Source organism: Brevibacterium sp. FAM 24630 (assembly GCF_049804075.1).
Classification (GTDB): domain Bacteria; phylum Actinomycetota; class Actinomycetes; order Actinomycetales; family Brevibacteriaceae; genus Brevibacterium.
Genome location: NZ_JBNBZD010000034.1, coordinates 1 through 25,355 on the forward strand (window position 1 = coordinate 1; position 25,355 = coordinate 25,355).

Below are 25,355 nucleotides of genomic sequence, written 5' to 3' on the forward strand. Positions count from 1 at the left end.
CCTTCGAACCTCGGTGACAACACCCCCCGGATCATGACGACTGGGGGCATGAATCATGCCGAGGTCCTCAGGCCAGCGACCCCTTCTATCCTGACGGATGTTGAGGCTACTTAAAAGGTAACGGGGGTCAGTGGATGAAGACTGCCACGATGACGTTGATGATCGCGAATGCGAACGTCAGATGCGCCATCGTCGCCGAGGGGTTCTTCACCGCCGTCGCCGTTGCGCCCTCGGCCGGGGCGGCCGCGGCGAAGGCCTTCTGCTTCTTGTTGCCGATGAAGGCGAAGACCGTGACGAGGATCGCCACGACCAGCTTGATGCCGATCTTCATGTGGTTGACGCTGCCGTCGCCCATCTCGGCCAGGCCCATGAGCAGAAGCCCGGTGATGAGCTGAAGATAGGAGGCGTGCAGCATTCCGGGAAGCACTCTGGGGGAGCGGATGACGGTGAAATAACCGCCGACAATGATCGCCATTCCGACCAGATGCAGGGTCAGAAGAATCTCGCGTAGAATTTCCATAGAGTTAATCGTAGTGGCATGATGGTGTCTCGTGAGCGCGGGCCCCTGAACTGGTGCACGCTGTTCCGCCCTGGTGTAATGGCAGCACGCCGGCCTTTGGAGCCGTGCAGTATAGGTTCGAATCCTATGGGCGGAGCTGGCCCCAACCGACATGCGAAGGATTCAACAATGTCGCAGACTCGTCCGACCGCCGTCATCGTACTGGCTGCGGGCCAGGGAACCCGAATGAAGTCGGCTCTTCCGAAGGTGATGCATCCCATCGGCGGGCGCTCCCTGCTCCACCATGCTGTCTCCGCTGCCGCCGGAACGTCGCCGGAACACCTCATCGTCGTCGTCCGACACGAACGCGACCAGCTCGTCGCTCACCTCGACTCCCTGCCGGTGACCTCCCAGCGCACCCTGCTCATCGCCGACCAGGACGAAGTGCCCGGCACCGGCCGCGCCACCGAATGTGCGCTCACCCAGCTGCCCGAAGACCTCACCGGCACCGTCGTCGTCACCTACGGCGATGTGCCGCTGCTGACGACCGAGACGATCAACGGTCTCGTCGAGATCCACGAATCCGCGGCCAACGCCGTGACCGTCCTGTCCGCCGAGGTGGACGACCCCAATGGCTACGGACGCATCGTCCGTGATGCCAACAGCTCTCTGCTGCGCATCGTCGAGCAGAAGGACGCGGACGATGACGAGCGCTCCATCCGTGAGATCAACTCCGGCATCTACGCCTTCGACGCCGCTGCGCTGAAGGAGGGGCTGGCCTCGCTGACGACCGACAACGCCCAAGGCGAGAAGTACCTCACCGACGTCATCGGCCACTCCCGCCAGTCCGGACTGTCCGTCGCCGCCACCGCCACCGACGATCTGTGGCAGGTCGAGGGAGCCAATGACCGCGTGCAGCTGGCGAACCTGGGCAAGGAGCTCAACCGCCGCCAGTGCGAGAAGTTCATGCGTGCAGGCGTGTCCATCATCGACCCCGACACCACGTGGATCGACGTCGACGTCTCGATCGCCGCCGACGCGACGATCCTGCCGGGCACCCAGCTGCTCGGTGCCACGGACATCGGCGCCGACGCCGTCGTCGGCCCCGACACCACGCTCAAGGACACCGAGGTGGGATCGGGAGCACACGTCGTGCGCACCCACGGGGAGCTCGCCGTCATCGGTGCCGGCGCCAACGTCGGGCCCTTCGCCTACCTGCGTCCGGGGACCAAGCTCGGCGAATCCGGAAAGATCGGCACCTTCGTGGAGACGAAGAACGCCGAAATCGGCAAGGACGCCAAGATCCCCCACCTCTCCTACGTCGGCGACGCCGAGATCGGGGAAGGCACGAACATCGGCGCCGCCTCGGTGTTCGTCAACTATGACGGCGTCAACAAGCACCGCACCGTCATCGGCAAGCATGCACGCATGGGCTCGGACAATATGTACGTCGCCCCTGTCACCGTGGGCGACGGCGCCTATTCGGGTGCAAGCACGACGGTGCGCAAGGATGTCCCTGCAGGAGCGTTGGCCATCTCGGTGGCCCCACAGCGTAACCTGGAGGGCTGGGTCCAGACAAACCGTCCCGGCACACCTGCAGCGCAGGCGGCCGAAAACGCATCCGAAGGGGAACGGATTAGTGAATGAGATAACGACGACGGGCGATAAGAAGCTCGTCCTGGTCAGCGGTCGGGCGAACCCCGAACTCGCCGAACAAGTCGCGGAGAACCTGGGGACCGAACTCCTCCCCACCGACATCTACAACTTCGCGAACGGTGAGATCTACGTCCGCTATTCCGAGTCTGTGCGCGGCAGCGACGTCTTCGTCCTGCAGTCGCACTGCGCTCCCATCAACGAATGGCTGATGGAGCAGCTGATTATGGTCGATGCCCTCAAGCGCGCCTCGGCCAAGCGGATCACCGTCATCGCACCGTTCTTCCCGTACGCTCGGCAGGACAAGAAGCACCGCGGACGCGAACCGATCTCCGCCCGCCTCGTGGCCGACCTGTACAAGACCGCCGGTGCCGACCGCATCATCGCCGTCGACCTGCACACCGCGCAGATCCAGGGCTACTTCGACGGCCCCGTCGACCACCTCATCGCAATGCCGATCCTCGCCGGCTACGTCAAGGACAAGTACCCCGGTGAGCTTGCCGTCGTCTCGCCCGATGCCGGACGCATCAAGGTCGCGGAGAACTGGTCGAACTCGCTCGGCGGCGTGCCGCTGGCGTTCATCCACAAGACCCGCGACATCACCCGCCCGAACGAGACGAAGGCCAACCGTGTCGTCGGTGAGGTCGAAGGCCGCACCTGCGTGCTCGTCGACGACATGATCGACACCGGCGGCACCATCGTCCAGGCCGCCGACGCCTGCATGGCCGCCGGCGCGAAGGGCGTCATCGTCGTGTCCACCCACGCCGTGTTCTCCGGCCCCGCCGTCGAACGTCTGTCGAACTCCGTGGCCGAAGAGGTCATCGTCACCAACACGCTGCCGCTGAGCGAAGACAAGATCTTCGACAAGCTCACCGTGCTCTCGATCGCCCCGCTCATCGCCCGGGCCGTGCACGAGGTCTTCGAAGACGGATCGGTCACCAGCCTCTTCGAGGTCTGAGACCGACCGAATCCGCTCGCCGCGAATCCCGCGACGCGCACAGGGACCCCGAGTCGTCACCGGCTCGGGGTTCCTTCGTCTCCGCAGCCGCAATGACCCGTGTCTTTCGCGCCCGTGGTCTCCGCTGCCGCGATGGCCCGCGGTCTCGCAGGCCCATCGTTTCCGCGCCCCGGACGATCTACACTGGTAGCAACGCCAATGCGAAGGGATCCGCGACGATGTCGTCACACGATTACAACCGTTACCGCGTGGACGTGGAAGGCGGGCAGCTGTCCGTGGGGGTGTGGGAGCCGGTCGCTGCCGGTCCCGGGCACGTGCCCACCGTCTGCGTCATCCACGGGATCACCTCGAATCATCTCTTCTTCGCCGGGCTCGTCTCCGCCCTGCCTGGCGTCCGCGTCATCGGCCCTGACCTGCGCGGACGTGCCGATTCCCGGACCCTGCCCGGCCCCTACGGAATGGCCGTCCATGCCGCCGACGTCCGCGCCGCCATCGATGCCTTCGCCCCGGACGGCTCCGTGACGCTCGTCGGACATTCGATGGGCGGGTTCGTTGCGATGACTCTTGCCGGAACCACCAAGAGCACCGCTGCCGGCACCGAGGCGGCCGACCGTTTCCGCGGCCCCGTCCTCATCGACGGGGGGCTTCCCCTGCCCGCGGGGCAGCCCAGCGGCGGAGCGCCGGTCGATGACCTCAATGACGAAGACCTCGACACCGACGATCTCATCGCCGCCGTGCTCGGGCCTGCCGCCGAGCGTCTGTCGATGAGCTTCGGCTCCATCGAGGAGTACCTGGCGTTCTTCGCCGCACATCCGGCCTTCGTCGACGGGCTCGACACGGTAGCCACCGAGAGCTTCGTCTATGACCTTGCGGCCAAGGACGACGATTCCTTCCAACCGTCGACGTCGATCGAAGCGATGCAGGCCGATTCGGCCGATATGTACACCGGGTCGGCATACCAGAGTGCACTCGAAACGATCATGGGCGACGACCGGGCCCAGGCCGAGGTCGTCTTCCTCTTCGCCGAACGGGATCTCGTCGCGGCGGAACCGGGCCTCTACCCGCCCGAACTCACCGCCGACTATGCACGGAAGTGGCCGCACATGAGCGTCATCGACGTCCAAGGCACGAATCACTACGACATTCTGCTCACCGAGGTGGGAATCGACGCCTGTGCCGATGCCGTGAACAGCCGACTTGGTGCCGTCGCGGACAGTGCCGTAGAATGATCAGGTTGCCTCGGCGAGGGAGACGGATCTCGTCTCCGTGATCGACGCGGTCGGCATCCCACGAATCCCTGAGGATCGGTTTCTCGAGATTTGCAGCGGATCCAGGCTGTTTCGCCGTGGTGCTCGAAGATAAGTTCACCACGAAGGAGAGAAAATGGCTGACTTCAAACTTCTGGCCGAAGCTCGCAACGAGTTCGGCAAGGGCGCAGCGCGCCGCATCCGCCGCGCCGGACGTATCCCCGCGGTCGTCTACGGACACGGCGGCGATCCCGTGCACATCTCGCTCGAGGGCCACGCCACCATGCTGGCACTCAAGCACGCCAACGCGCTGCTCGAGATCGAAAGCACCGACGGATCCAAGAACGTCCTCGCCATCGCCCGCGATGTGCAGATCGAACCCGTCCGTCGCGAGATCGAGCACCTCGATCTCATCATCGTCAAGCGCGGTGAGAAGATCGAGGTCGACGTGCCCGTCCACATCATCGGAGAGGCCGCACCCGGAACCATGGTCTCGCAGGAGGAGTCGACCATCGCCGTCAAGGCCGATGCGACCCGTCTGCCCGAACTCATCGAGATCTCCGTCGACGGCCGTCCTGCAGGCGAGCACGTCCTCGCCGGTCAGGTCGAGCTGCCCGCCGGCGTCGAACTCATCGCCGACGAAGAGCTGCTCATCGTCAACGTCTCGGAAGAGGCTGAGATGGACACCGAGTCGGACGCAGAGGACGAGGCTGCCGAAGAGTCGACCGGCGAAGAGTCGACCGAAGAGTCCGCAAGTGCAGAAGGCTCCTCCGAGGATGAGTGATCTTTTCACACCACGGCACCTCGGTGCTGAGGTGAGTGCAGACTGAACACTCGATTCGGTGGGTCGCCTACAAGGCGGCCCACCGAATTCGTCTCAGCCCCGGGCCATCGCCGACGGCAATCGCGCACAGTGACACCCCCTGACTCTCGGGCAGGCGGCCAGCCCTGACGCGCTTGGACCAGCACCGACCCGCGTGCACGCCACAAGTGCCTCACGGGGTAGGCTTGCGCCGGATCGGCGGAGAACAGACAGACGAAGGACGGCAATGACGAACGAAGCCTGGTTGGTCTTCGGGCTGGGCAATCCCGGCCCCAAATACGAAGCGACCCGTCACAACATCGGACAGATGGTCATTGCCGAACTCGCTTCACGTATCGGCACGGGCCTCACCCGGACGAAGCTGAGATCCAATGTCGGCACCGGCCGCCTGCCCACCGGCCGCGTGCCGGGAGTGCCCGGGCCCCGTGTGGTGCTGGGAACTTCGACCGGATACATGAACGAATCCGGCGGGCCGGTCAGGCAGCTGGCCGATTTCTACGGCATCGCCACCGAACGGATCATCGCCGTTCATGACGATGTGGACCTTCCCTTCGACGCGATCAGAGCCAAACGGGGTGGGGGAGAAGGCGGCCACAACGGCCTGCGTTCGATGACCTCGGTGCTGGGGACGAAGGACTATCTGCGGGTACGGGCCGGAGTCGGACGGCCTCCCGGCCGGCAGGACACCGCCGATCATGTGCTGCGTCCGTTCTCCAAAGACGAACGGACCACACTGCCGATCTTCGTCTCCGACCTCGCCGACGCCGTCGAAGCTCTCATCAATGACGGTTTGGACGCCGTGCAGCAGAAGTTCCACTCCCGCTGAACGCAGCACCGAGCGAACAGTCACCTCCGCCCGACGGTGCCGAACGGCCCTGCCCGAGGCGGCCGGGACCTGAACGCGAGAGCACGCAGCGGTCAGCGGCTGTGTCGGCCGTCCTGGCGCCGGCGGTGAAGCAGCCACGCGGCGAAGATGCCGCCGGCGAATCCGAAGAGGTGACCCTGCCAGGAGATGTCATTGGTCTGCGGCAGCATGCCGAAGATCATCGAGGCCCCGTAGGTGACGAAGATGAAGAGCCCGATCGCAAAGTAGACGATCTTGCGCAGCACGTCATCGGTGAACCAGGTGCGCACCGCGAGGTATCCGAAGAAGCCGAAGACAATTCCCGAGGCGCCGATGATGTGCTGACCCGGCCAGGTGGTCAGCCAGGCGCCGAGACCCGAAGCGAGCGCAGTGATCGCGGTGACCTGCCAGAATCGGCGCGAACCTTCGAACGCGATGACGATGCCGAGGACGAGGAACGGGAACGTATTGGCCATGAGGTGGCCGAATCCCGAGTGCAGCAACGGTGAGGTGACCAGCCCGTAGAGCGAGAGCGGATTCCACGACTGCAGGCTGAAGGCATCGAGGTCGAGGGGGAGGAGAGCATCGACGATCTCGACGACCCACATCGCCGCCAGCAGGACGAGGACCGGGACGAACCTCGAGAAGTGATGATTGCGGTCGACGCTGGTGGTCAGGTGGGCCACCGGCGGGTTCGCGGAGCGGCCGGGGTGAGGGGATCCGGAACCGGCGGATTCGGAGCCGAAGAGCATGCGGGATTCTTCGGGGGTGAAACGAGGGGAGTGGTCGGAGCTCATAACCCAATTGTGAGTGATGAAGATTGGAGAACCCCGAAAAACCGGGGCTCTGGTGCAATCGTGACCGTTCCGTTAGGCCCGTTATCGCCTCGACATGTTCTCGGTGACGGAGTCTGACTTCAGTGCACTCGCGGTGCCACTCGCGCCGACGCGAGCGTCTTGCCATCGTCATCGAGGGCTTCGACGATGATCTTCGACCCGTTCGGGGTGATATCCGCGGCGGTTTCGAACCCGGTGCGTTCGACGACCGTGTTCTCGCTGAGATGGTCGTCGTCATCTCCGCTGAGCACCCGCCACGACTCCACCTCGGTGGCGCCGTTCCAGCTCATGTGGATGCGGGTGACATCGGGCTGCGGTTCGGACTTCGTGGCCGTCGGCGGGGCGACCGGCCGGGCATGCCAATCGGAGCGGTACGCGCGGTAGTTCGACCCGCCGACGAAGGTGAGATCGGTGAGCAGCTTCCCGTCCTTCGTGAACTCCGAGACATAGGGTTCCGAACCCCATCCGACGACGACATTGCCGTTGTCGAGTTCCTGCAGGTTCCCCTGACTGCCCGACGAGCGGTCGTCGGGGGCGGGATACTCGGTGACCACCTCGGCGCGCTTCTTCTTCTCATCGACGTCGAGACGCAGCCCGCGAGTGTCGCCGAGGCGGGGCGCGGCATGGTTGTCGAAGAGCGTCAGCGTCCCATCGGAGCGGCGGCGGGCATCGTGCTGCCAGGCGAACGTCGCCCCCTGACCCATCTCGAAGTCCGAAGCTTTGCCGCCGAGGACCCAGTTGAGCTCCGCCGTCTTCCGGTCGAGCTGGTAGATCGCATGCGTATTGCGGGCGGACACGAGGAGGGACTCACCGTCGTCGTCCTCGTCCACGGAGTTGAGGTGGATGTAGTCGAAGGGTTCGTCCTTCGTGCCTTCGCCGTCCTTGAGTTCGGCTTCGGACTGGTCGACGGGAACGGCGTCGAGCGAGTGCCATTCGAAGAGGGGCTCGCCGGTGGCGATGTCGACCTCCTGGACGATGCCCTCCCACACCCAGCCGTCGGCGCCTCCGCCGACGGAGCTGAGATCGGTCTGGGTCTTGACGTAGGAGAGGAGGAACATGGTGTCGTCATCGGTGATCGTCGTCTCGTGCAGATCCGAGGTGTCCTGGGGCAGTTCGCCGCCCATGCCCACGCGGGCGATCTCCTGGTACGAGGCGTCGAGGATGACGACCTCGCCGGCGGTGTGCGGAGTCTCCGCCAGACCCTCCCACCAAGTGAGAACCGGTTCTCCACGATACTCCTGTACCCGCAGGTCCCACAGCGCATCGCCGCCCTCACGGATCCACAGCGGGTCACCGGCGGCATCGAGGATGAGTCCGCCGACCCACGACTTCTCGTCGGTCTTCGTCTGGCCCTTCGGCGCGAGGAGAGTCGACAGGTCCCCGTCGTCGGTGGGGAACGCTGCCGAGTCGATCTCGACTTTCGGAGGGGCGAGATCGGGACGGGAGTGGAAGTCCCATCGTTCGGCGACTGCGATGTCGTCGTCGGCATCGCCGGTGCAGCCCGTGAGCAGGAGAGCGGTCGCGGCCAGTCCTGCCAGGACGGTTCTCAACTTGGCCATGTACTCATCCTCACACGTTTCGATGAATTCCGCCGCTGTCCGCCCGCCTCGAGCGCCCCTACGGCGCGGGCGCGGGAACCTTGTCCTCGCACCGGGGACGCACAGGTCCTCTGTCCGGGACACCGATCGTGAGCGCAGACACCGGATGGGCCGTGTCAGGAGCGTGGCCTAGACTGTTCGGGTGCTCAACGGACTTGATCTCACCCGCCAGAACCCCGCCGTCAACGGACTCGTCGCCGCCTTCAACGACCCGGACTCGGGTGGGGGCACGATCGATGCGATCAAGGGACTGTGGCCGTCGATCCTGCGTCGGACGGTCGGCGCCGCGGGAGCCGCCTCGGCGCCGCAGCTCATCGTCACCGCCACGACCCGTGAGGCCGAAGACCTCGCCCAAGCGCTCGCCGACTGGGTGCCAGCCTCCTCCATCGCGATCTTCCCCAGCTGGGAGACGCTGCCGCACGAAAAGCTGTCCCCACGCTCGGACACCGTCGGCCAACGCCTCGAGGTGCTCCGCCGCCTGGCCCACCCCAGCCCGGGTCGAGAGCTGAGTTTCATCCTTGCGCCCGTGCGCGCATTCCTCCAGCCCGTGGCGAAGGGGCTGGGGGACATCGCGCCGGCCGAGCTCGCCGTCGGCGACGAATCCGAGATCGACGACCTCGCCGCACGACTGACGGAACTCGCCTACTCTCGCGTCGACATGGTCTCGCGACGGGGCGAATTCGCCGTGCGCGGCGGCATCGTCGACATCTTCCCGGCCACCGCTGAGCGGGCGCTGCGCGTGGAGTTCTTCGGCGACGAGGTCGATGAGATCCGCGAATTCTCCGTCAGCGACCAACGCTCCATCCCCGCCGCCGAAGGGGAGGAACCGCTGACCCTGTCCGCACCGCCGTGCCGGGAGCTGCTCCTGACCGATTCGGTGCGCGAACGCGCGGCGAAACTCGCCGAGGATGTGCCCGGTGCTGCGGACATGCTTGAGAGGATCGCCGGCGGAGTCGCCGTCGAAGGCATGGAATCGCTGTCCGCCGTCCTCGCCGACGGGATGGAGCCGATCATCGCGCTGCTGCCTGCGGAGTCGAAGATCATCATCACCGAACCCGAGCGAGTCGAAGCCCGCGCCGCAGACCTCGTGGAGACGACGAACGAATTCCTCGAAGCCGCGTGGGCCGGAGCCGCCGCCGGGGGAGAGTCCCCGATCGACCTGTCCGCGGCGAGCTTCCGCACCGTCGCCGAAATGGCAGAGGGCGCTCGCCTCATCGGGCTGGCCTGGTGGGAGCTCGGGGGTTTCGCCCATGATGAGGAGCTCGCCGACCCGGAGGAGAACATCTTCGCCGTCCCGGCCCGTATCCCCAAGGGCTATGCCGGTGACGTCGAAGCGATCCTCGCCGATGTCAGGGACCTCATCCATGACAAGTGGCGGATCCTTGTCCTCACCGAAGGACCGGGACCGGGCCACCGGATGGTCGAAGTCTTCTCCGAAGCCGGAGTGCCCGCCACCTTCGTCGACGATCCCACGGACCTGCCCGAAGCGCTCGTGACTGTGACGACGGCTGCCTCGTTCGGCGGATTCGTCTTCGACGATCTCAAACTCGCCGTTCTCACCGAAGCCGATGTGCTCGGGCGGGCGGCGGCCACCTCGACGAGGGACATGCGGCGGCTGCCCACCCGACGTCGGCGCAACCAGGTGGACCCGCTCAATCTGGCCCCCGGCGACTACGTCGTCCACGACCAGCACGGTGTGGGACGCTTCGTCGAGATGACACAGCGGACGACCGGACGCGGTGCGAACAAGCACACCCGCGAGTACCTCATCATCGAATATGCTCCAGCCAAACGCGGCCAGCCCGGTGACCGTCTCTACGTCCCCAGCGACGCGCTCGATCAGGTCACCCGCTATGTCGGCGGCGAGAGCCCGAGCCTCAACAAGATGGGCGGGGCGGACTGGCAGACGACGAAGGCCAAGGCGCGCAAGGCAGTCAAGGAGATCGCAGGCGAACTCATCCGGCTCTACTCGGCTCGGCAGGCCACAGTCGGTCACTCCTATGGGCCCGACACACCATGGCAGCGCGAACTCGAAGACGCCTTCCACTATGTCGAGACCGCCGACCAGCTCACGACCATCGATGAGGTCAAATCGGACATGGAGAAGACGGTGCCGATGGACCGTCTGATCTGCGGCGACGTGGGCTATGGAAAGACGGAGATCGCGGTTCGTGCCGCGTTCAAAGCGATCCAGGAGGGCAAGCAGGTCGCGGTGCTTGTGCCGACCACGCTGCTTGTCCAACAGCACTATGAGACCTTCGCCGAACGGTATTCGGGATTCCCCGTCACGATCGGCGCGCTCTCCCGGTTCCAGTCGAAGCAGGAGTCGGAGAAGGTCAAAGAGGACTTGGGTGCAGGCAAACTCGACCTCGTCATCGGCACCCACCGGCTGCTCAGCGGCGAGGTGCGATTCAAGGACCTCGGACTGGTCATCATCGATGAGGAGCAGCGCTTCGGTGTCGAGCACAAGGAGACGCTCAAGGCCCTGCGGACCAATGTCGACGTGCTCGCAATGTCCGCGACACCGATTCCCCGCACCCTGGAGATGGCCGTCACCGGCATCCGCGAAATGTCGACCCTGGCCACGCCTCCGGAGGAGAGGCACCCGGTCCTGACCTATGTGGGCAGGCGCGAGGACAAGCAGATCAGGGCCGCGATCCGCCGTGAGCTCATGCGCGAAGGTCAGGTCTTCTACATCCACAACCGGGTCCGAGACATCGAGGCCGTGGCCGGGCATATCGCCGAGATGGTGCCCGAGGCCCGGATCGCCATCGCCCACGGCAAGATGAACGAAACCCGACTCGAGCAGGTCATCGTCGACTTCTGGGAGAAGAAGTACGACGTGCTCGTGTGCACGACGATCGTCGAGACCGGCATCGACATCGCCAATGCGAATACACTCATCATCGACAACGCCGACCGCTACGGGCTCTCCCAGCTCCACCAGCTGCGCGGGCGAGTCGGTCGCGGCCGGGAACGCGCCTATGCCTATTTCCTCTACCCGCCGGACACCCAGCTGACCGAAACCGCCCACGACCGACTGACGACGCTGGCTGCGCACACCGAACTGGGTGCCGGCATGCAGGTGGCGATGAAGGACCTGGAGATCCGCGGTGCCGGCAACCTCCTCGGGGGTCAGCAGTCCGGTCACATCGAAGGCGTCGGGTTCGACCTCTACGTCCGACTCGTCGGCGAAGCCGTCGCGAAGTTCCGCGGTGAGGAGACCGAACCCGAGGCCGATATGCGCCTCGAACTGCCCGTCGACGCGCACCTGCCGGCCGAGTACGTCGACCACGAACGGCTGCGCCTCGAGGCGTACCGGAAGCTGGCGGCGGCAGCGAACGAAGACGAACTCCAGGAAGTCCTCGATGAACTCGTCGACCGCTACGGCCCCTATCCGGCACCGGTCGGTGTGCTCGCCGACGTCGCCAGGCTGCGCATCCGTGCCCGCGCCTCCGGCGTCAGCGACATCGTCGCGCAGGGCAACTTCATCCGCTTCGGCCCGGTCGAACTCGCCGGCTCGCAGGTGGTCAGGCTCAAACGCCTGTACCCGAAGGCGCTGCTCAAACCGGCGTTGCGCTCCGTCCTCGTGCCCAAACCGATGGCCGGAACCGGGTTCGATGCGAAGGAGATGACCGATTCTGACATCCTGCGCTGGGCCCATCAGTTCCTCGACGCGATCCTGCCCGTCGTCGAGTCCGAGGCCACCCAGGAGACGGTCGAGAACACGTGAGAATTCCCCGACTGTTCTCCAAGCTTCCGCTCACCAGCGGCAGCGGTGGCGTAGAGTGCGAAGAGCGGAGCACTCCGCAGTAAGCGATACACCATTCGACGAAGGAGAATCGCCATGGGCGTTGACGACAAGTTCGAGAACAAGGCCGAAGACCTCGGCGGACGTGCCAAGGAATCCATCGGAGACGTCACCGGTGACGACGAACTCAAGGCCGAAGGCGCAACCGATCAGCTCAAGGCCAAGGCCAAGGACGTCGGCGAATCCGTCAAGGATCTCGGCGCATCGGTCAAGGACAAATTCTCGAAGTGACCATCGCAACGGCCCCCACTGCCTCGGTGGTGGGGGGCCTTTCGCGTGGGCAGGAGGACAGCGCGTGGATGAGCCCGCAGCCGAAGAGGACACCTCAACTCGGCACGTGGTGGCGGCGATGGCGACCCTGCGCAGACGGTGCCCTTGGTCGAGCCGACAGGACCACCGCAGCCTTGAGAAATACGCTCGCGAAGAGACCGAGGAGCTCATAGAAGCTCTCGAGGACTTCACCGCTGCACCGACATCGGCCCACCGTGCGGCAGTGGTCGAGGAGCTCGGCGACGTGTTCTACCAGGTGCTGTTCCACTCCGCTCTGCTCGACGAGAGCGGCGGACACGAATACGGGCACAGCCTCGGGACCATCATCGACGGTCTCGAGGAGAAGCTCATCCGCCGCCACCCGCTGGCCTTCGGCGAAGACGCCGGGGAAGAGATGGCCGCTTTGGAAGATGTGGAACGCGAATACCGCCGGATCAAAGCGGAAGAGAAGACCGCGCGGCGCAGAGAGGACGGAAATCGATGAGTCTGGAGCGTCTCGAGATCGAGGGCACCTTCAACTTCCGTGACCTCGGCGGCGCTCGCACGCAGTCCGGGGATAATGCGGTGCGACTCGGGAAGGTGTTTCGGGCACGGCTGACCGACCGGTCACGCGCCGATATGCGCGAACTCGGCATCGGTGCCGTCGTCGACATGCGGGACATCGGTGAGCGTTCGAAGCTGCCCGACACCCTCGACGGGCTCGAGGTCGCCCACATCGAACTTCCTGTCTTCGAGGATCATTTCTTCCCCAGTCGACCGATGAGCGTCGAGGAGATGAGGGCCGCCGCCGAGGCGACGGGAATGGATCTCAGCGATCGCTCGCTCGAGCGCATCTACGACCTCATGATCACTCATTTCGGGCACCGGCTGGCCGCGGTCGTCGACACCGTCGCCGATCACTGCGGAACAGGTGTCGTCTTCCACTGCTCTGCGGGCAAGGACCGCACCGGTGTGGTCGGAGCGTTCCTGCTCGACCTCCTCGGCGTGGGCAGGGAAGCGATCATCGACGAATACGCGATCACCTCCACTCACCTCTCCGGCGGGTTCCTCGACTCGATCACGAAGAACTTCGCTGATGCCGGCATCTCCGGAAACCTCGCCGCGACCGCCACGGCCGCCCCTCCCGAACTCATGCACGAGGTCCTCGATCGGATCGAGACCGACTACGGGGCCGCCTCGGCGAATGGAATCGGAGTCGGCGGCGCAGGAAAAGGCTCCGACACCGGCAGGATCGCTGCCAACAGAGCAGGCGCCGGCGGGATCGGCACCGGCGGGGCAGTGGAAGCGTATCTGCTCACCCACGGAATGGACCCGTCCACCCCGCAGCGGCTGCGCGAGTGTCTGCTCGAACCCGCAGCCGAGGCCTGAACGATCGCGGACAGTCGGCGCCGCGGCGGGGCCGGCCAGTGTCATGCGACGAACAGAGAGTGAGCCCCGTCGTGCGTTGCATTAAGCTGTCCTGCAGGCACATGTTCCCCATGTGAAACCAAAAGCTAAGGAGTACTCAGTGGCTGAGATCGTTGCCGCAAATGCCCGCGAAATCCTGGATTCCCGGGGAAACCCCACCGTTGAGGTGGAAGTGCTGTTGGCCGACGAGTCCGTCGGTCGTGCCGGAGTCCCGTCCGGCGCCTCCACGGGAGAGTTCGAAGCCGTCGAACTGCGCGACGGAGATCCCGAACGCTACCTGGGCAAGGGAGTCACCCAGGCCGTCGACGCCGTCGTCGACGAGATCCACGAAGTCATCGCCGGGCTCGAGAGCGACGATCAGCGACTGGTCGACCATGCGCTCATCGAGCTCGACGGCACCGACAACAAGTCCCGCATCGGCGCGAATGCGATGCTCGGAACCTCGCTGGCCGTGGCTCGGGCGGCAGCGGTTTCGGCGGACCTGCCCCTCTACCGCTACCTCGGTGGCCCGAACGCACACGTCATGCCCGTGCCGATGATGAACATCCTCAACGGCGGGTCACACGCGGACTCGAACGTCGACATCCAGGAATTCATGATCGCCCCGATCGGTGCCGCAAGCTTCCACGAAGCGCTGCAGTGGAGCGTCGAGGTCTACCACGCGCTCAAGGGCGTGCTCAAGGAACGCGGTCTGTCGACCGGACTCGGCGATGAGGGCGGGTTCGCCCCGAACCTCGACTCGAACGCCGCGGCACTCGACCTCATCCTCGAAGCCATCGACCTCGCCGGACACCGTCCCGGACGGGACATCGCCGTCGCCCTCGACGTGGCCTCCTCGGAGTTCTACAACGATGGAGTCTACGAATTCGAAGGCGGCAAGAAGACGGCCGAAGAGATGGCCGCCTACTACGAGGAGCTGCTCGCGAAGTACCCGCTCGTGTCCATCGAGGACCCCCTCGACGAGAACGACTGGGAGGGCTGGGCGACCCTGACCGAAGCGATCGGTGCGAAGGTCCAGCTCGTCGGCGACGACCTGTTCGTGACCAACCCGGAGCGCCTGCAGCGCGGAATCGACAGCGCCACCGCGAACTCGCTGCTGGTCAAGGTCAACCAGATCGGCACCCTCACCGAAACCCTCGACGCTGTGTCCCTGGCGCAGACGCACGGGTACACGACGATGATCTCGCACCGTTCGGGCGAGACCGAGGACACGACGATCGCCGATCTGGCTGTGGCCACGAACGCCGGTCAGATCAAGGCCGGTGCCCCGGCCCGGTCCGAACGCGTTGCGAAGTACAACCAGCTGCTGCGCATCGAAGAGCAGCTCGGCGATGCGGCACGCTACGCCGGTCGCGGAGCCTTTCCGCGCTTCGAAGCCTGAGCGAACCCGGCAATCACGGGACACAGGTTCCTGAGGAACTCCCCGAGGCGGGGCCGGACGATCAGCGGTCGTCCGGCCCCGCCTCGGTGCGTGCAGACGGGGTTGCTCTGGTGCGGACGGGCGAGACCATCTCGGCGCGGACGGCTGAGGGAGGGCGAGACTGCCTCGTTGAGGACGGGCGAGACCATCTCGGTGCGTTGGTTCGGGGCATCCCTCACCGTTGCCGTCGCGTGGCACCGCCGGCCGCACTCCCTCCAGCTGGCGACACGTTGCAACGGTGCACCGGGAGGAGCTAGCGCGAACGGTGGGTGATCATGCCGTCTGTGGCTGTGAGCGGCGGATCGCCCGAAGGATCTCCTCGAATTTCGTCTCCCGAAACAGCTCCTTCCAGCTGATCCTGATCACCCGCCAGCCTCGATCGCGAAGCCACTGCTCGCGGCGGCGCTCCTCTTCGAGTTCCGTTCGCGGGACTCCCGAGCCCAGATAGAGCTTGCCGATGCCGTCGATCTCGACGATGAGACGCGCCTGGCTGTGGCGGAAGTCGACACGGATGTCACGGCGCAGATTCTCGGTGCGGAAGGTGATCTGCGGTTCCAGTCCCGTGATGCCGTGCTGGAAGAAGCGGACCGCGGCAATCGCCTCGGCGGGGGATTCGCGGCGGGAATCAGCGAGCTCGATCGCCAGCTTCACCTTGCTGATATTGCGCTTCTCCAGGCACTGGGCGAGGACAGTGCGGATCTGGTCTTTCGTGGTCAGTCCACGGTGCAGCGCATCGTCGAGCATGGCCACGGAGATGTCGAGGTTGTAGCTGCGGGCGACATCGATGAGGGTGCGCTCGAGCGTGGTGACCTCAGCGCCGCAGCCGGTGACGGCACGGTGGTTGGGCGGAATGAGATTCCCGCGAACGTGGATGCTCTTGAACCGCCGGTTGGTGCCGGGGCGGACGACTTCGACCTGGTGGGTGACTGGGTAGGCGACCGGGAGGTTGTGGATGAGGGCTGCGGAGATGTGAGAGAAGACCTCGGGCGGCGGATTCGGCTTCGAGGCATCGGTGCGAAGATCGGACTGCTGGTTGTGCCGCGCCATCACCGAGGCGTTGAGGTCCTCGACCTGATCGCGGATATCGCCGTGTTCGACGAAGGTCTTGTGGACCTTCTCATGGATGCTGGCCCACAGCGGCTGATGGGCCTTTTGATCGCAGACATGTTTGACGAGATAGACGCCTCTCGACAGCCGCCGCAGACAGCAGGTGCGGGCACGTCTGATATCACTGTGGCTGAAACCGAGTCTGTTGAGTTCTTCTGTGCCGATGAGTTTGTACATGCACTCAAATTGCATGAAACGGCAGCAAAGTGCAATGGAGGGCTGTTGATATGTGGATAACACTGTTGATACAGGCGCGTGAATTCAAGGGTGTGGGTGTGGAGTGGGTGGTGCTTTCGCGTGGTCGCGCGGTGGTGGTCACGCGGTATCAGTCACCGGTAGTCACAGAACATCCTGCCGGACCGGTGCGTGGCATCGGTTCCGGTGTTGGATGCCTCACTGACTGTAGGAGGCGCCGCGAGCGGGAGAACGTGACGCTTCCGGTGCTGGACGGGACAACGCGCGCCGGGCCGGGTCAGCGGGCAGGGTGCGGAATCGAACACGCCACGGGGCCCAAATCCTCGCGCGAAGTGAGCGGACACGGCACACTTGGAGATGTTGCGACACCCTTCCCCGATCCCCAGTCGCAGAGGAAAGAAGCATGGTCCCGAGCAAGCCCAGACGCAGTGCCCCGAAGTCGGCTCCAGGTAAGGCCGCCCCTCGTCGACGGTCGAAACCCGTCGTCGAAGCCGACGCCAGCGCCGAAGCGCGCAGCCGCCGCATGTCCTGGCGCACGGGAATGTTCCTCCTCGTCATCGCCATCGTCCTCTTCGCATTCCTGTCTCCGCTGAATTCCGCACTCAAGCAGGCCCAGCAGATCGCCGCTCTGAACAACGAGATCGAAACAACGAAATCCGAGGTCAAGAGCCTCGACGAGAAGAACAAGAACCTCAAGGATCCCGACTACATCAAGCGCAAAGCGCGCGAAGACCAGTACTACGTGGAGAAGGGCAAGAACGCGGTCATCGTGACCAACCAGGATGCCGTCGAGGAGGATTCCGAGGCAGATCGACCGGTTGCCAAGCAGGCCTGGTACCTTGAGTTGCTGGAGTCCATTCAGGAGACCGGCAATACCGTGGAGAAGAGCTGATGATCACAGAGTGCACCGAGGCGGATTTCGCAACCCTTCACGACCAGCTCGGGCGCATTCCCCGCGGAGTCGTCGGCATCGCAGCTCGCAGCACCGCCGGTGAACCTCTCGTCGTCGCCACGGCCCCCAGGCTCGAGGACGGCACCCCGTTCCCGACGACCTTCTACCTCACCCATCCCGCCTATGTCGCCGAGTGCTCGCGCCTGGAGGCCTCCGGGATCATGGCCGAATGGACGACCGAGGTCGGCGAGGACGAAGAGCTCGCCGCTGCCTACGCCGCCGCCCACCGGGCCTACCTGGCCGTCCGCTCCGAGATCGGGGCTGCAGCCGGACTGGCCGAAGTCGAGGAGATCAAGAACTATTCGGCCGGGGGAATGCCCACCCGCGTCAAGTGCCTCCACGCCCTCGTCGGCCATTCGCTCTCCGCCGGGCCCGGAGTCAACCCGATCGGTGACCGTGCACTGTCCTTCATGAACGATGTGCCCCCGATCGCCGCACCGGATCCCGAGCCCGCCGCCACAGGTGCCGGATCGTCCGACCCCTCGGACGCTGCCGAACCGTCCGCGCAGGCGACTGCTCCGACTGACACCGCCGAGGCGATTGCCGCCACCGAACCGACTGACTAGGATCCGACCATGCGAGTTGCTGCCTTCGACTGCGGGACGAATTCTCTGCGCCTGCTCATCGCGGATGTCGCCGACGGCACCCTCACCGATCTTCGCCGCGAGACCCGGATCGTGCGGCTGGGCCAAGGTGTCGATGCCACCGGCGAATTCGCTCCCGAAGCTCTGGAGCGCGCCTTCGCTGCGGCGAAGGAATTCGCCGAGGTGGCCGTGGAGTACCAGGTGGAGAGGCTGAGATTCGTGGCGACCTCGGCCAGCCGCGATGTGAAGAATCGCGATGAGTTCTTCGCCGGCATCTTCTCGATCCTCGGCATCGTCCCCGACGTCATCACCGGCGAAGAGGAGGCACGACTGTCCTTCCTCGGCGCCACCGCGGATCTCGAGGCCGCAGAGGGGCCCTTCGTCGTCATGGACCTCGGCGGCGGATCGACCGAACTCGTCCTCGGCCAGGGCGACGTCGAGGCGGCGGTGAGTATGGACATCGGATCCGTGCGTCTGACCGAACGCCACATGCCCGTGGAGACTCCCGGCGAGGATCAGACCCGTGCGGCGATCGCTGATATCGACGCCCAGCTCGATCGGGCCGCGCAGACGGTCGACTTCTCGGCCCCGCGCACCTTCATCGGCGTTGCCGGCACCGTCACGACCATAACCGCCGGCGTGCTCGGACTCGACAGCTACCAGCGAGACCGCATCCACGGCGCCCATATCAGCGTCGCCGACATCGAGGCCGAATCCCGCAGACTCCTCGCCATGGACCGCGAAGCCCGTACCGAACTGCCGTACATGCATCCGGGACGCGTCGATGTCATCGGTGCCGGCTCCCTGCTGTTCGCCCGCATCACCGCCCGCTTCGACCAGGCGGTCACCGCTGCAGGCGGGACACTGGACATCCGTATCTCGGAGACTGACATCCTCGACGGAACCGCGCTCGACCTGGCGCTGACGAGCTCGTGAGGGCCACCGCCAGACTCTTCGCCGCCACCGTCCTCGTCCTCGGCCTCATCGTCGGCACCACCCAGCCGGTCATGGCCGCGCCGAAGGCGGGGCCCGGTCAATGGTTCATCAAGGACTACGGCATCGACAAGGTCTGGAAGAAGTCCACCGGCAAAGGTGTCAAGGTCGCTGTCATCGACTCGGGCGTGAACACCGACCATGAGGATCTCGGAGGGGTCGTGACCTCAGCGAAGGACTTCAGCGGACTGGGAAAAGACGGAAAGACCCCTATCGGCGGCAAGACCACCATTCACCACGGCACTGCCGTCGCCGGAGTCATCGCCGGCCAGGGAACCGGAGCCGGACCGACCGGAGTCGCCCCCGATGCGAAGATCCTCTCCGCCTCGATGTGGCTGGGCCCTGACCGCCCGAAGGAATCAGGATCGACTCGTGAACAGGCCGAAAAAGCCCTCCGCTGGTCCGTCGACTCCGGAGCCAAAGTCATCAACATGTCCTTGGGATGGGACGATCCGGGCTGGCCGGAGAGTTGGGATGACGCCTTCGCCTACGCCTATAAGAAAGACGTTCTCATCGTGGCCTGCGTCGGCAACGCCTCACAGGGCGCAACTCAGGCCTGGTCGCCATCGACAGTCCCGGGAGTCATCGGTGTCGGGGGATTGGACAAGAACGGACGCGTGCTCGACGACTCCACTGCACCGGGCACGGCCGTCGACCTCATGGGGCCGGCCAAGGACATCCCGATCCCGTACTACAGCGGCGGGTACGCCGAAGGGCAGGGGTGCTCGTTCGCCTCACCGATCGTCTCCGGAGCGGCTGCGCTCATCCGCTCCGACAACCCGAAGCTCACCGCCGATGAAGTTCGCGCAAAGCTGCAGTCGAGCGCGAAGCCGGTCGCCGGTCACAAGGCAGTGAGCACGGAGGACAAACCCGATCCGACCGTCGGTTGGGGCAGGCTCAACCCGCAGGCGGCGGTCAAGGCGAAAGTCCCGGGCAAGATCGTCTCCGCAGAGACAGAACTGGCGGACTGGGTGAAGATGCATCGTCGTGGCGAGGCGAAGGCGAAGGAGACCGAGACTGCCGCTCCGGACGAGAGCGAGAGCCCGCGAGCCGTTGCTCCCACAGACATCGCGGCCTCGCAGTCGACACCGATCTTCGGCTTCGCCGTCCTCGGCGTCGGCGCCCTGGCCACGCTTGTCCTCCTCGTCGCCTCAACCGTTTCCTTCGCTCGTCGCCGCCGGTGAATCAGGCCGGTGGAACGGCTCTGATCTGGGGCGTTCTGAGCCTACGGAGAAACAATTAGTGAAAGTTTTCACAAGGGTCTAGCATGGGAATATGGCACTCATCAGAAACTCGAAACTGCGTCCACGAATCCTCGTCGTCGGTGGCGGCTACCTCGGCCTGACCACCGCCCAGAACCTGCTGAAGAACCTCGGTCGGGGCGAAGCCACCGTCACCGTGGTCGACCCCAACCCGTACATGACCTATCTGCCGTTCCTCCCCGAGGTGGCAGCCGGTTCGATTGAGCCCCGTCACGCCGTTGTGCCGCTGCGCCGCAACCTGCCGGGTGCAGAGGTCATCACCGCGAAGGTCACCTCGATCAACCACGCCGAGAAGTTCGCCACCATCGAGCCCGACAACGATGAGGCATTCGAACTCGACTACGATCACATCATCCTCGCCGCCGGTTCGGTCGCTCGCGCGCTGCCGATTCCCGGTCTGAAGGAGAACGCGATTGCGCTCAAGCGCATCGAAGAAGCCGTCGCCCTGCGCGACCACTTCCTCTCCCGCCTTGCAGACGCTTCGCTGATGGAAGACGACGAGGAGCGCCGCAAGGCTCTGACCTTCGTCTTCGTCGGCGGCGGATTCGCCGGCATCGAGGCGCTCACGGAGCTCGAAGACCTCGTCCGTTCGGCCATCGCCCAGTATGAGACGCTGACCGAAGCCGATGTCCGCTTCGTCCTCGTCGAGGCCGTCGACCGCGTCATGCCCGAGGTCGGCGAAGCACAGGCCCGGTGGGTTGTCGAGCACATGCGTGAGCGTGGAATCGACGTCTACCTCGAGACCTTCCTCCAGGACTGCACCGATAAGCACATCAAGCTCTCCAACGGCGAGGAATTCGACGCCGACACCATCGTGTGGTCCGCCGGCGTCAAGGCCAATCCGCTGCTCGTCGATTCCGACCTGCCGATCAACGAACGCGGCAATGTCACCGTCCGCGCCGATCTGCGTGTCGAGGGCGACGACGGAGTGGTCGAGGGCGCTTGGGCAGCAGGCGACAACGCCGCTGTGCCCGACCTCTCCGGAGGCGGAGTGGCAGGCTTCTGTGTGCCCAACGCCCAGCACGCTTCGCGTCAGGCTCCGGTGCTCGCCGCCAACGTGCTCGCCGCTCTGCGGGGAGAAACGGAGTTCAAGCAGTACTTCCACAAGACGATCGGCTCGGTGGCTGGTCTGGGTCTGTACAAGGGCGTGTCGCAGATGGGCGACTTCGAGGCCCGCGGACTTCTCGCTTGGCTGATGCACCGTGCTTACCACGGCTACGCCATTCCGACCCTGGACCGCAAGGTCAAGGTCTTCGGCAACTGGTTCCTCAACGCCGTGCTCGGCCGCGATGCCATGCCGTTGGCCGACCTTGATGTTCCGCGCAAGAACTTCGTCGAGGCCGCTAACTCGAAGCCGGCTCCGAAGAAGGAACCCAAGGAACCTGCCAAGGCCTGATCCACTGCAACCGGTGCCATCCGGTGACAGGCCCTGATGAGACGACCGACGCCGGGGATGCATGAGTGCATCCCCGGCGTCAGTCATATCTGCAGACTCTGCTGCGAGTTCGTCCTGCTCAGTTCGCGACGGTGAAGCGGGCGTCGATGTGCTTGGGATCGGCGATCTCATCGACCATTGCGACAGCGAAGTCCTCGGCCGAGATCGAGTCGCCCGCAGGCACCTCGAGCTCGACGTTGTAGGAACCGGTGCGCTCACCCGGAGCGATTTCCGGGGCGGGGGAGATGAGCGTCCACGGGGACGGATTCGCGGCACGCAGAAGCTCGAGGGCCTTCGTGCCGGTTTCGGCCTCAGCCTTGTACGCGGGAGGGAAGCCCTCCGTGTCTTTGAGCATCGTGTCCCCGGCGAACAGCGAACCGGCACCGCCGACGACGAAGAGTCGAGCGTCGCCGGTGGCCTTGGCCAGAGTCGACAGCGCGTTAAGCCATTCTTGGTGGTCACCGCCGGTGCGGCTGGGGCCCGTGGTGGAGACGATGACATCGTGGTCGGCGGCCATCCGTGCTCCGAGCTCCGCATTGGCCATATCACCGGTGATTGAGCGGGCCGCTCCGGCCACCTCGGCGCCGGACCGAGTGATGGCGGTGACCTCGATCCCGCGGGAGGCCGCCTCCGCGACGACGCGAGAGCCGATCATTCCCGATGCTCCAAAGAGTGCGATCTTCATAAGAGTCCCTTCGTTCTTCGTGCGGCGCGACTGCGGTGCACGGTGGATGTCGTAATCTGACTTTCCTAAGGTATCTTTTGGATAGCGAGTACCTCAAGGATACTATGGAGCTATGAGTGTGAAAGTTCGCTGGGAAGGCGATGCCTTCGACCCCGAATGCCCGACTCGAGTGGTTCTTGACCGCGTCGGAGACAAGTGGACGGTGCTTATCGTCGACATTCTCGATTCCGGTCCGAAGCGCTTCAACGAGATCCGTCTGGCCATCGGCGGGATCACCCCGAAGGTGCTGACCTCGACCCTGCGGTCGCTTGTCGCCGATGGTCTCGTGGTCCGGGAGGTCTTCGCCGAGGTTCCGCCGCGGGTGGAATACTCGCTCACCGGCCTCGGACGATCGCTGCAGGATCCTGTGGCAGCGCTCCGGGAGTGGGCAGAGGCCAACGTCGCGGAGATCGTCGAGAACCGGGACCGCCATGACGAGCCACAGGTGTCCGAAGGCATGCGAGCGTTCCGGTGACCGGAGCCAGACGGTCAACCGGCCGCGGGCCCGGGCGCTTCGGCAGAATCGATGGGTCGCATCTCGACCAGTCGTGTGGTGGATACCGTCACAGTCGTACCGCGGAGGAACAGCAATAGGGATCAGGCGCGGGAGAATTCCCCGAGCACGGTGACGAAATCACGCAGCTCTCCGGCGACACGATAGACCCGCGGCTGGCCTGAGTAGACCCAGTTGTTCGTGATGATCGAGGCGCTGCCGCCGTTCGTCGCCTGTTTGAACTCGGCGACGTCGAGCGTCGCAAGATGATCCTCGACGAGGCGGCTGCGTAGGTCCGGGCCCATCTGCACCCAATGATCGGCGGCTTCGAAGCCGATCTCCGTCCAGTCTCCACCGGTCTCACGGAAGGCGAACGGGCGACCCTGCGACGGGAAGTCGGCAGTGGTGGAGCCGTCTGCCGAAGCGGGGGAGGCCGACTCGGTGGCGGTGATGATGACGGCGGGTCCGTGCTGCGTACGGGCGAGATCATCGTCGACGGAGGCGATCGGCTGGGGTGCCTGACCGGGGCTGAGAAGAAGGAACGACATAAGACGATCATGCCGCAAACGGCGGAAATCGGCGATCTCGGTCGGCACTCGACACCGACAAAGAATCGTCCCCCAGTGGGACTCGAACCCACACTGAATCGATGTGGAGTCATAGTTTTCGCGAGTTTCCGTGGGGTGGCTTCTGCCCCGAGAAATCGAGGAACGCGATGCTTCTGAGGTTCGCTTAGTTGCCATGAGTTTCCGTGGGGTTCCGCTGAAAAAGATGGGTAAACGTGGGGTGAGTGGAGTTATTTAACCGAAATGAAGCATCGCGGTAGAAGGATGCTGTCAGCGCGGCCGGCGAAAACGAACGAGATGGCCACTGGCTTTGAGGAATGGTCGCCTGTGCTCGGCCACAATGAGCGCCAGGAAGCTTGCCTGATGCTCAGTGTCCATCAACGCCAGCTTGTGCGGCCTCAGAAAAGTGGTCGCTCAAGAACCGAATCGCTTCGTCAACCTTCCGTGATGTGTGGGCTCCTCTCGGCAAGACAGCACTAATCGCGTTCCTCGGCACCGTATCTGCGGCCGGAATCTCAATGACACCAGGTCCCGGTGCGCTGGTCTCGCCGGGGAGTGCGTAGCGGAGAGAATATCCCAGTCCGTTCGCGACCAGAGCCATCACCGTTGCCAGGTTGGTGCTAGTCCATCTGATGCGGGGTTCCACTCCAGCATTTCGCATGAACTCGATCGATCTGTCACGGCTGGGAGGCAGATCGATCAGGATTGCGGACTCGTGGGCCACCTCGCTGAATGAGATCGATTTCCTACTGCATAGAGGGTGCTCAGCCGGAAGCATGATCTTCAAGATTGCTTCTGTGATGTCGTGAGAATGGACCGCTTCGAGAGTCTGCCGGGAGAATACGAATGCCATATCGAGAGCGCCGTCGATGAGCGCCTGCTGGAGGTCTCCGGCGGAGCCTTCTCGGTAGTTGAAGGTCACTTGAGGGTAGTGCCTTTCGAAGTGTGCGGCTAATGGCGGCACGACTTGAGGGGAAAGGGAAGACACGCACCCGATTTCGAGCACCCCTGAGATCTCCGAAGTTCCGGTTGCTGCCACCTGTTCTATCTCGGCTGTCATCGCAACGACGTGGCGTGCACGCGCTGACAGTTCTCTTCCGGCGCGGGTCGGTACGACCCCTTTGGACTGTTGTCGGATGAGCAGATCCGTGCCAAGGCGGCTTTCCAGTTGTGCAATCGCCATCGACACCGTTGCCTGAGTGACGTTGACCTTCTTCGACGCTGCGGTCACCGAACCGGCGTCGACGACAGCGACGAAATATTCGAGTTGACGAAGCGTGAGCTCACCCATCAATTCCGCCTATGTAGTACTTCACAAGTATTGATTCTACAAAATTAATGGCGTAGACCACACTGGGAACCAGATGTCCTATCGAACCGCTTGAGGAGCAACGCCGACCCATGACCAAGGCAAACAGTCCGCACATCATCACGTTGGGAACCGCGGGCGGACCACGCTGGTGGCGTTATCAAGGACAGAGCGTACGCGCGGGAATCTCGACTGCTCTCGTCATCGGCGAAGCTGTGTACTTGATTGATTGTGGTTATGGAGTGTCAACGGTCAGTAGGAACTGCCCATAGACGGCCACGAGAATTGCCCACTGGTGGCCAATAAAACTGCCCGCTGGTGGCCACGATTTCTGCCCATCGACTCGTTGTGTCCAGTCGTGACCACCCG

At 64.5% G+C, this 25,355-nt stretch carries 23 protein-coding genes and 1 tRNA gene; 17 read left to right on the top strand and 7 right to left on the bottom strand.

Annotated elements, in window-relative coordinates; translation table 11 throughout:
* Positions 1 to 127 precede the first annotated feature (127 nt).
* Complete coding sequence (locus ACPUD7_RS16800) at positions 128 to 520, bottom strand: hypothetical protein (protein ID WP_135542125.1); 393 nt, start codon at positions 518 to 520, stop codon at positions 128 to 130.
* Between the two features lie 64 nt (positions 521 to 584).
* Here ACPUD7_RS16800 and ACPUD7_RS16805 point away from each other — a divergent pair.
* The 6 genes from ACPUD7_RS16805 to pth all read left to right on the top strand — a co-directional run bounded on the left by ACPUD7_RS16805 (position 585) and on the right by pth (position 6,006).
* A tRNA-Gln gene (locus tag ACPUD7_RS16805) sits at positions 585 to 656 on the top strand.
* Between the two features lie 32 nt (positions 657 to 688).
* The gene (glmU, locus tag ACPUD7_RS16810) at positions 689 to 2,146 is read left to right on the top strand and encodes a bifunctional UDP-N-acetylglucosamine diphosphorylase/glucosamine-1-phosphate N-acetyltransferase GlmU (RefSeq protein WP_425120547.1); all 1,458 of its coding nucleotides are present in this window, start codon (positions 689 to 691) and stop codon (positions 2,144 to 2,146) included.
* Positions 2,139 to 3,110: a ribose-phosphate diphosphokinase gene (locus tag ACPUD7_RS16815; protein WP_135542121.1), complete on the top strand. Its 972-nt coding sequence runs from the start codon at positions 2,139 to 2,141 to the stop codon at positions 3,108 to 3,110. Before glmU ends, ACPUD7_RS16815 begins: the two co-directional genes overlap by 8 nt.
* 218 nt (positions 3,111 to 3,328) lie before the next feature.
* Positions 3,329 to 4,339 (top strand): alpha/beta fold hydrolase, encoded by a 1,011-nt coding sequence (locus tag ACPUD7_RS16820; RefSeq protein ID WP_425120548.1) that lies wholly within the window; start codon positions 3,329 to 3,331, stop codon positions 4,337 to 4,339.
* A gap of 154 nt (positions 4,340 to 4,493) precedes the next feature.
* Positions 4,494 to 5,141 (top strand): 50S ribosomal protein L25/general stress protein Ctc, encoded by a 648-nt coding sequence (locus ACPUD7_RS16825; protein ID WP_425120549.1) that lies wholly within the window; start codon positions 4,494 to 4,496, stop codon positions 5,139 to 5,141.
* 265 nt (positions 5,142 to 5,406) lie between these two features.
* Entirely contained in the window at positions 5,407 to 6,006 is a 600-nt protein-coding gene (gene pth / locus ACPUD7_RS16830) for an aminoacyl-tRNA hydrolase (RefSeq protein WP_135542115.1), read from the top strand.
* 92 nt (positions 6,007 to 6,098) lie between these two features.
* Here the strand turns inward: pth and ACPUD7_RS16835 are convergent, their stop codons facing one another.
* Positions 6,099 to 6,821 (bottom strand): rhomboid family intramembrane serine protease, encoded by a 723-nt coding sequence (locus tag ACPUD7_RS16835; RefSeq protein WP_425120550.1) that lies wholly within the window; start codon positions 6,819 to 6,821, stop codon positions 6,099 to 6,101.
* 119 nt (positions 6,822 to 6,940) lie between these two features.
* Complete coding sequence (locus ACPUD7_RS16840) at positions 6,941 to 8,419, bottom strand: arylsulfotransferase family protein (protein ID WP_425120551.1); 1,479 nt, start codon at positions 8,417 to 8,419, stop codon at positions 6,941 to 6,943.
* Between the two features lie 181 nt (positions 8,420 to 8,600).
* On the opposite strand from ACPUD7_RS16840, the gene mfd reads away from it, so the two are divergent.
* From mfd to eno, 5 genes are all read left to right on the top strand, one after another.
* A complete protein-coding gene (mfd, locus tag ACPUD7_RS16845; RefSeq protein ID WP_425120552.1) occupies positions 8,601 to 12,191 on the top strand; it encodes a transcription-repair coupling factor in 3,591 nt (1,196 codons plus the stop codon).
* A 114-nt stretch (positions 12,192 to 12,305) separates the two neighbouring features.
* Positions 12,306 to 12,500: a CsbD family protein gene (locus tag ACPUD7_RS16850; RefSeq protein WP_135542107.1), complete on the top strand. Its 195-nt coding sequence runs from the start codon at positions 12,306 to 12,308 to the stop codon at positions 12,498 to 12,500.
* Between the two features lie 64 nt (positions 12,501 to 12,564).
* Positions 12,565 to 13,023, top strand: coding sequence for a MazG nucleotide pyrophosphohydrolase domain-containing protein (locus ACPUD7_RS16855; protein ID WP_240690064.1), 459 nt, complete (start codon positions 12,565 to 12,567; stop codon positions 13,021 to 13,023).
* Complete coding sequence (locus tag ACPUD7_RS16860) at positions 13,020 to 13,907, top strand: tyrosine-protein phosphatase (protein WP_425120553.1); 888 nt, start codon at positions 13,020 to 13,022, stop codon at positions 13,905 to 13,907. The genes ACPUD7_RS16855 and ACPUD7_RS16860 overlap by 4 nt, the downstream gene beginning before the upstream one ends.
* 139 nt (positions 13,908 to 14,046) lie before the next feature.
* Positions 14,047 to 15,327 (top strand): phosphopyruvate hydratase, encoded by a 1,281-nt coding sequence (gene eno / locus ACPUD7_RS16865; protein WP_135542103.1) that lies wholly within the window; start codon positions 14,047 to 14,049, stop codon positions 15,325 to 15,327.
* A gap of 312 nt (positions 15,328 to 15,639) precedes the next feature.
* Here the strand turns inward: eno and ACPUD7_RS16870 are convergent, their stop codons facing one another.
* A complete protein-coding gene (locus tag ACPUD7_RS16870; protein WP_135542101.1) occupies positions 15,640 to 16,650 on the bottom strand; it encodes a DUF559 domain-containing protein in 1,011 nt (336 codons plus the stop codon).
* Between the two features lie 421 nt (positions 16,651 to 17,071).
* On the opposite strand from ACPUD7_RS16870, the gene ACPUD7_RS16875 reads away from it, so the two are divergent.
* The 5 genes from ACPUD7_RS16875 (at position 17,072) to ACPUD7_RS16895 (ending at position 21,855) form a co-directional block, all read left to right on the top strand.
* The gene (locus ACPUD7_RS16875; RefSeq protein WP_135542100.1) at positions 17,072 to 17,560 is read left to right on the top strand and encodes an FtsB family cell division protein; all 489 of its coding nucleotides are present in this window, start codon (positions 17,072 to 17,074) and stop codon (positions 17,558 to 17,560) included.
* Positions 17,560 to 18,186 carry a DUF501 domain-containing protein gene (locus ACPUD7_RS16880; protein WP_135542098.1) on the top strand — a complete coding sequence of 209 codons (627 nt, stop codon included), beginning with the start codon at positions 17,560 to 17,562 and terminating at the stop codon, positions 18,184 to 18,186. Before ACPUD7_RS16875 ends, ACPUD7_RS16880 begins: the two co-directional genes overlap by 1 nt.
* 9 nt (positions 18,187 to 18,195) lie before the next feature.
* On the top strand, positions 18,196 to 19,140 hold the full coding sequence (locus ACPUD7_RS16885) for a Ppx/GppA phosphatase family protein (RefSeq protein WP_135542095.1): 945 nt from the start codon (positions 18,196 to 18,198) through the stop codon (positions 19,138 to 19,140).
* Entirely contained in the window at positions 19,137 to 20,381 is a 1,245-nt protein-coding gene (locus ACPUD7_RS16890) for a S8 family peptidase (protein ID WP_240690063.1), read from the top strand. The genes ACPUD7_RS16885 and ACPUD7_RS16890 overlap by 4 nt, the downstream gene beginning before the upstream one ends.
* Before the next feature lie 91 nt (positions 20,382 to 20,472).
* Complete coding sequence (locus tag ACPUD7_RS16895) at positions 20,473 to 21,855, top strand: NAD(P)/FAD-dependent oxidoreductase (RefSeq protein ID WP_135542093.1); 1,383 nt, start codon at positions 20,473 to 20,475, stop codon at positions 21,853 to 21,855.
* Positions 21,856 to 21,973: 118 nt separating this feature from the next.
* Here the strand turns inward: ACPUD7_RS16895 and ACPUD7_RS16900 are convergent, their stop codons facing one another.
* The gene (locus tag ACPUD7_RS16900; RefSeq protein WP_135542091.1) at positions 21,974 to 22,579 is read right to left on the bottom strand and encodes an NAD(P)-dependent oxidoreductase; all 606 of its coding nucleotides are present in this window, start codon (positions 22,577 to 22,579) and stop codon (positions 21,974 to 21,976) included.
* A gap of 112 nt (positions 22,580 to 22,691) precedes the next feature.
* On the opposite strand from ACPUD7_RS16900, the gene ACPUD7_RS16905 reads away from it, so the two are divergent.
* Complete coding sequence (locus ACPUD7_RS16905; protein ID WP_135542089.1) at positions 22,692 to 23,093, top strand: winged helix-turn-helix transcriptional regulator; 402 nt, start codon at positions 22,692 to 22,694, stop codon at positions 23,091 to 23,093.
* Positions 23,094 to 23,215: 122 nt separating this feature from the next.
* Here the strand turns inward: ACPUD7_RS16905 and ACPUD7_RS16910 are convergent, their stop codons facing one another.
* A complete protein-coding gene (locus ACPUD7_RS16910) occupies positions 23,216 to 23,659 on the bottom strand; it encodes a hypothetical protein (protein ID WP_135542087.1) in 444 nt (147 codons plus the stop codon).
* 385 nt (positions 23,660 to 24,044) lie between these two features.
* A complete protein-coding gene (locus ACPUD7_RS16915) occupies positions 24,045 to 24,968 on the bottom strand; it encodes a LysR family transcriptional regulator (RefSeq protein ID WP_135542085.1) in 924 nt (307 codons plus the stop codon).
* Positions 24,969 to 25,355 lie beyond the last annotated feature (387 nt).

Excerpts from the sequence above, each read along its gene's own strand:
- ACPUD7_RS16800 (WP_135542125.1), bottom strand. The coding sequence starts at position 520 with ATGGAAATTCTACGCGAGATTCTTCTGACCCTGCATCTGGTCGGAATG.
- glmU (WP_425120547.1), top strand. The coding sequence starts at position 689 with ATGTCGCAGACTCGTCCGACCGCCGTCATCGTACTGGCTGCGGGCCAG.
- ACPUD7_RS16820 (WP_425120548.1), top strand. The coding sequence starts at position 3,329 with ATGTCGTCACACGATTACAACCGTTACCGCGTGGACGTGGAAGGCGGG.
- ACPUD7_RS16825 (WP_425120549.1), top strand. The coding sequence starts at position 4,494 with ATGGCTGACTTCAAACTTCTGGCCGAAGCTCGCAACGAGTTCGGCAAG.
- pth (WP_135542115.1), top strand. The coding sequence starts at position 5,407 with ATGACGAACGAAGCCTGGTTGGTCTTCGGGCTGGGCAATCCCGGCCCC.
- ACPUD7_RS16835 (WP_425120550.1), bottom strand. The coding sequence starts at position 6,821 with ATGAGCTCCGACCACTCCCCTCGTTTCACCCCCGAAGAATCCCGCATG.
- ACPUD7_RS16840 (WP_425120551.1), bottom strand. The coding sequence starts at position 8,419 with ATGGCCAAGTTGAGAACCGTCCTGGCAGGACTGGCCGCGACCGCTCTC.
- ACPUD7_RS16850 (WP_135542107.1), top strand. The coding sequence starts at position 12,306 with ATGGGCGTTGACGACAAGTTCGAGAACAAGGCCGAAGACCTCGGCGGA.
- ACPUD7_RS16860 (WP_425120553.1), top strand. The coding sequence starts at position 13,020 with ATGAGTCTGGAGCGTCTCGAGATCGAGGGCACCTTCAACTTCCGTGAC.
- ACPUD7_RS16870 (WP_135542101.1), bottom strand. The coding sequence starts at position 16,650 with ATGTACAAACTCATCGGCACAGAAGAACTCAACAGACTCGGTTTCAGC.
- ACPUD7_RS16875 (WP_135542100.1), top strand. The coding sequence starts at position 17,072 with ATGGTCCCGAGCAAGCCCAGACGCAGTGCCCCGAAGTCGGCTCCAGGT.
- ACPUD7_RS16880 (WP_135542098.1), top strand. The coding sequence starts at position 17,560 with ATGATCACAGAGTGCACCGAGGCGGATTTCGCAACCCTTCACGACCAG.
- ACPUD7_RS16885 (WP_135542095.1), top strand. The coding sequence starts at position 18,196 with ATGCGAGTTGCTGCCTTCGACTGCGGGACGAATTCTCTGCGCCTGCTC.
- ACPUD7_RS16895 (WP_135542093.1), top strand. The coding sequence starts at position 20,473 with ATGGCACTCATCAGAAACTCGAAACTGCGTCCACGAATCCTCGTCGTC.
- ACPUD7_RS16900 (WP_135542091.1), bottom strand. The coding sequence starts at position 22,579 with ATGAAGATCGCACTCTTTGGAGCATCGGGAATGATCGGCTCTCGCGTC.
- ACPUD7_RS16905 (WP_135542089.1), top strand. The coding sequence starts at position 22,692 with ATGAGTGTGAAAGTTCGCTGGGAAGGCGATGCCTTCGACCCCGAATGC.
- ACPUD7_RS16910 (WP_135542087.1), bottom strand. The coding sequence starts at position 23,659 with ATGTCGTTCCTTCTTCTCAGCCCCGGTCAGGCACCCCAGCCGATCGCC.
- ACPUD7_RS16915 (WP_135542085.1), bottom strand. The coding sequence starts at position 24,968 with ATGGGTGAGCTCACGCTTCGTCAACTCGAATATTTCGTCGCTGTCGTC.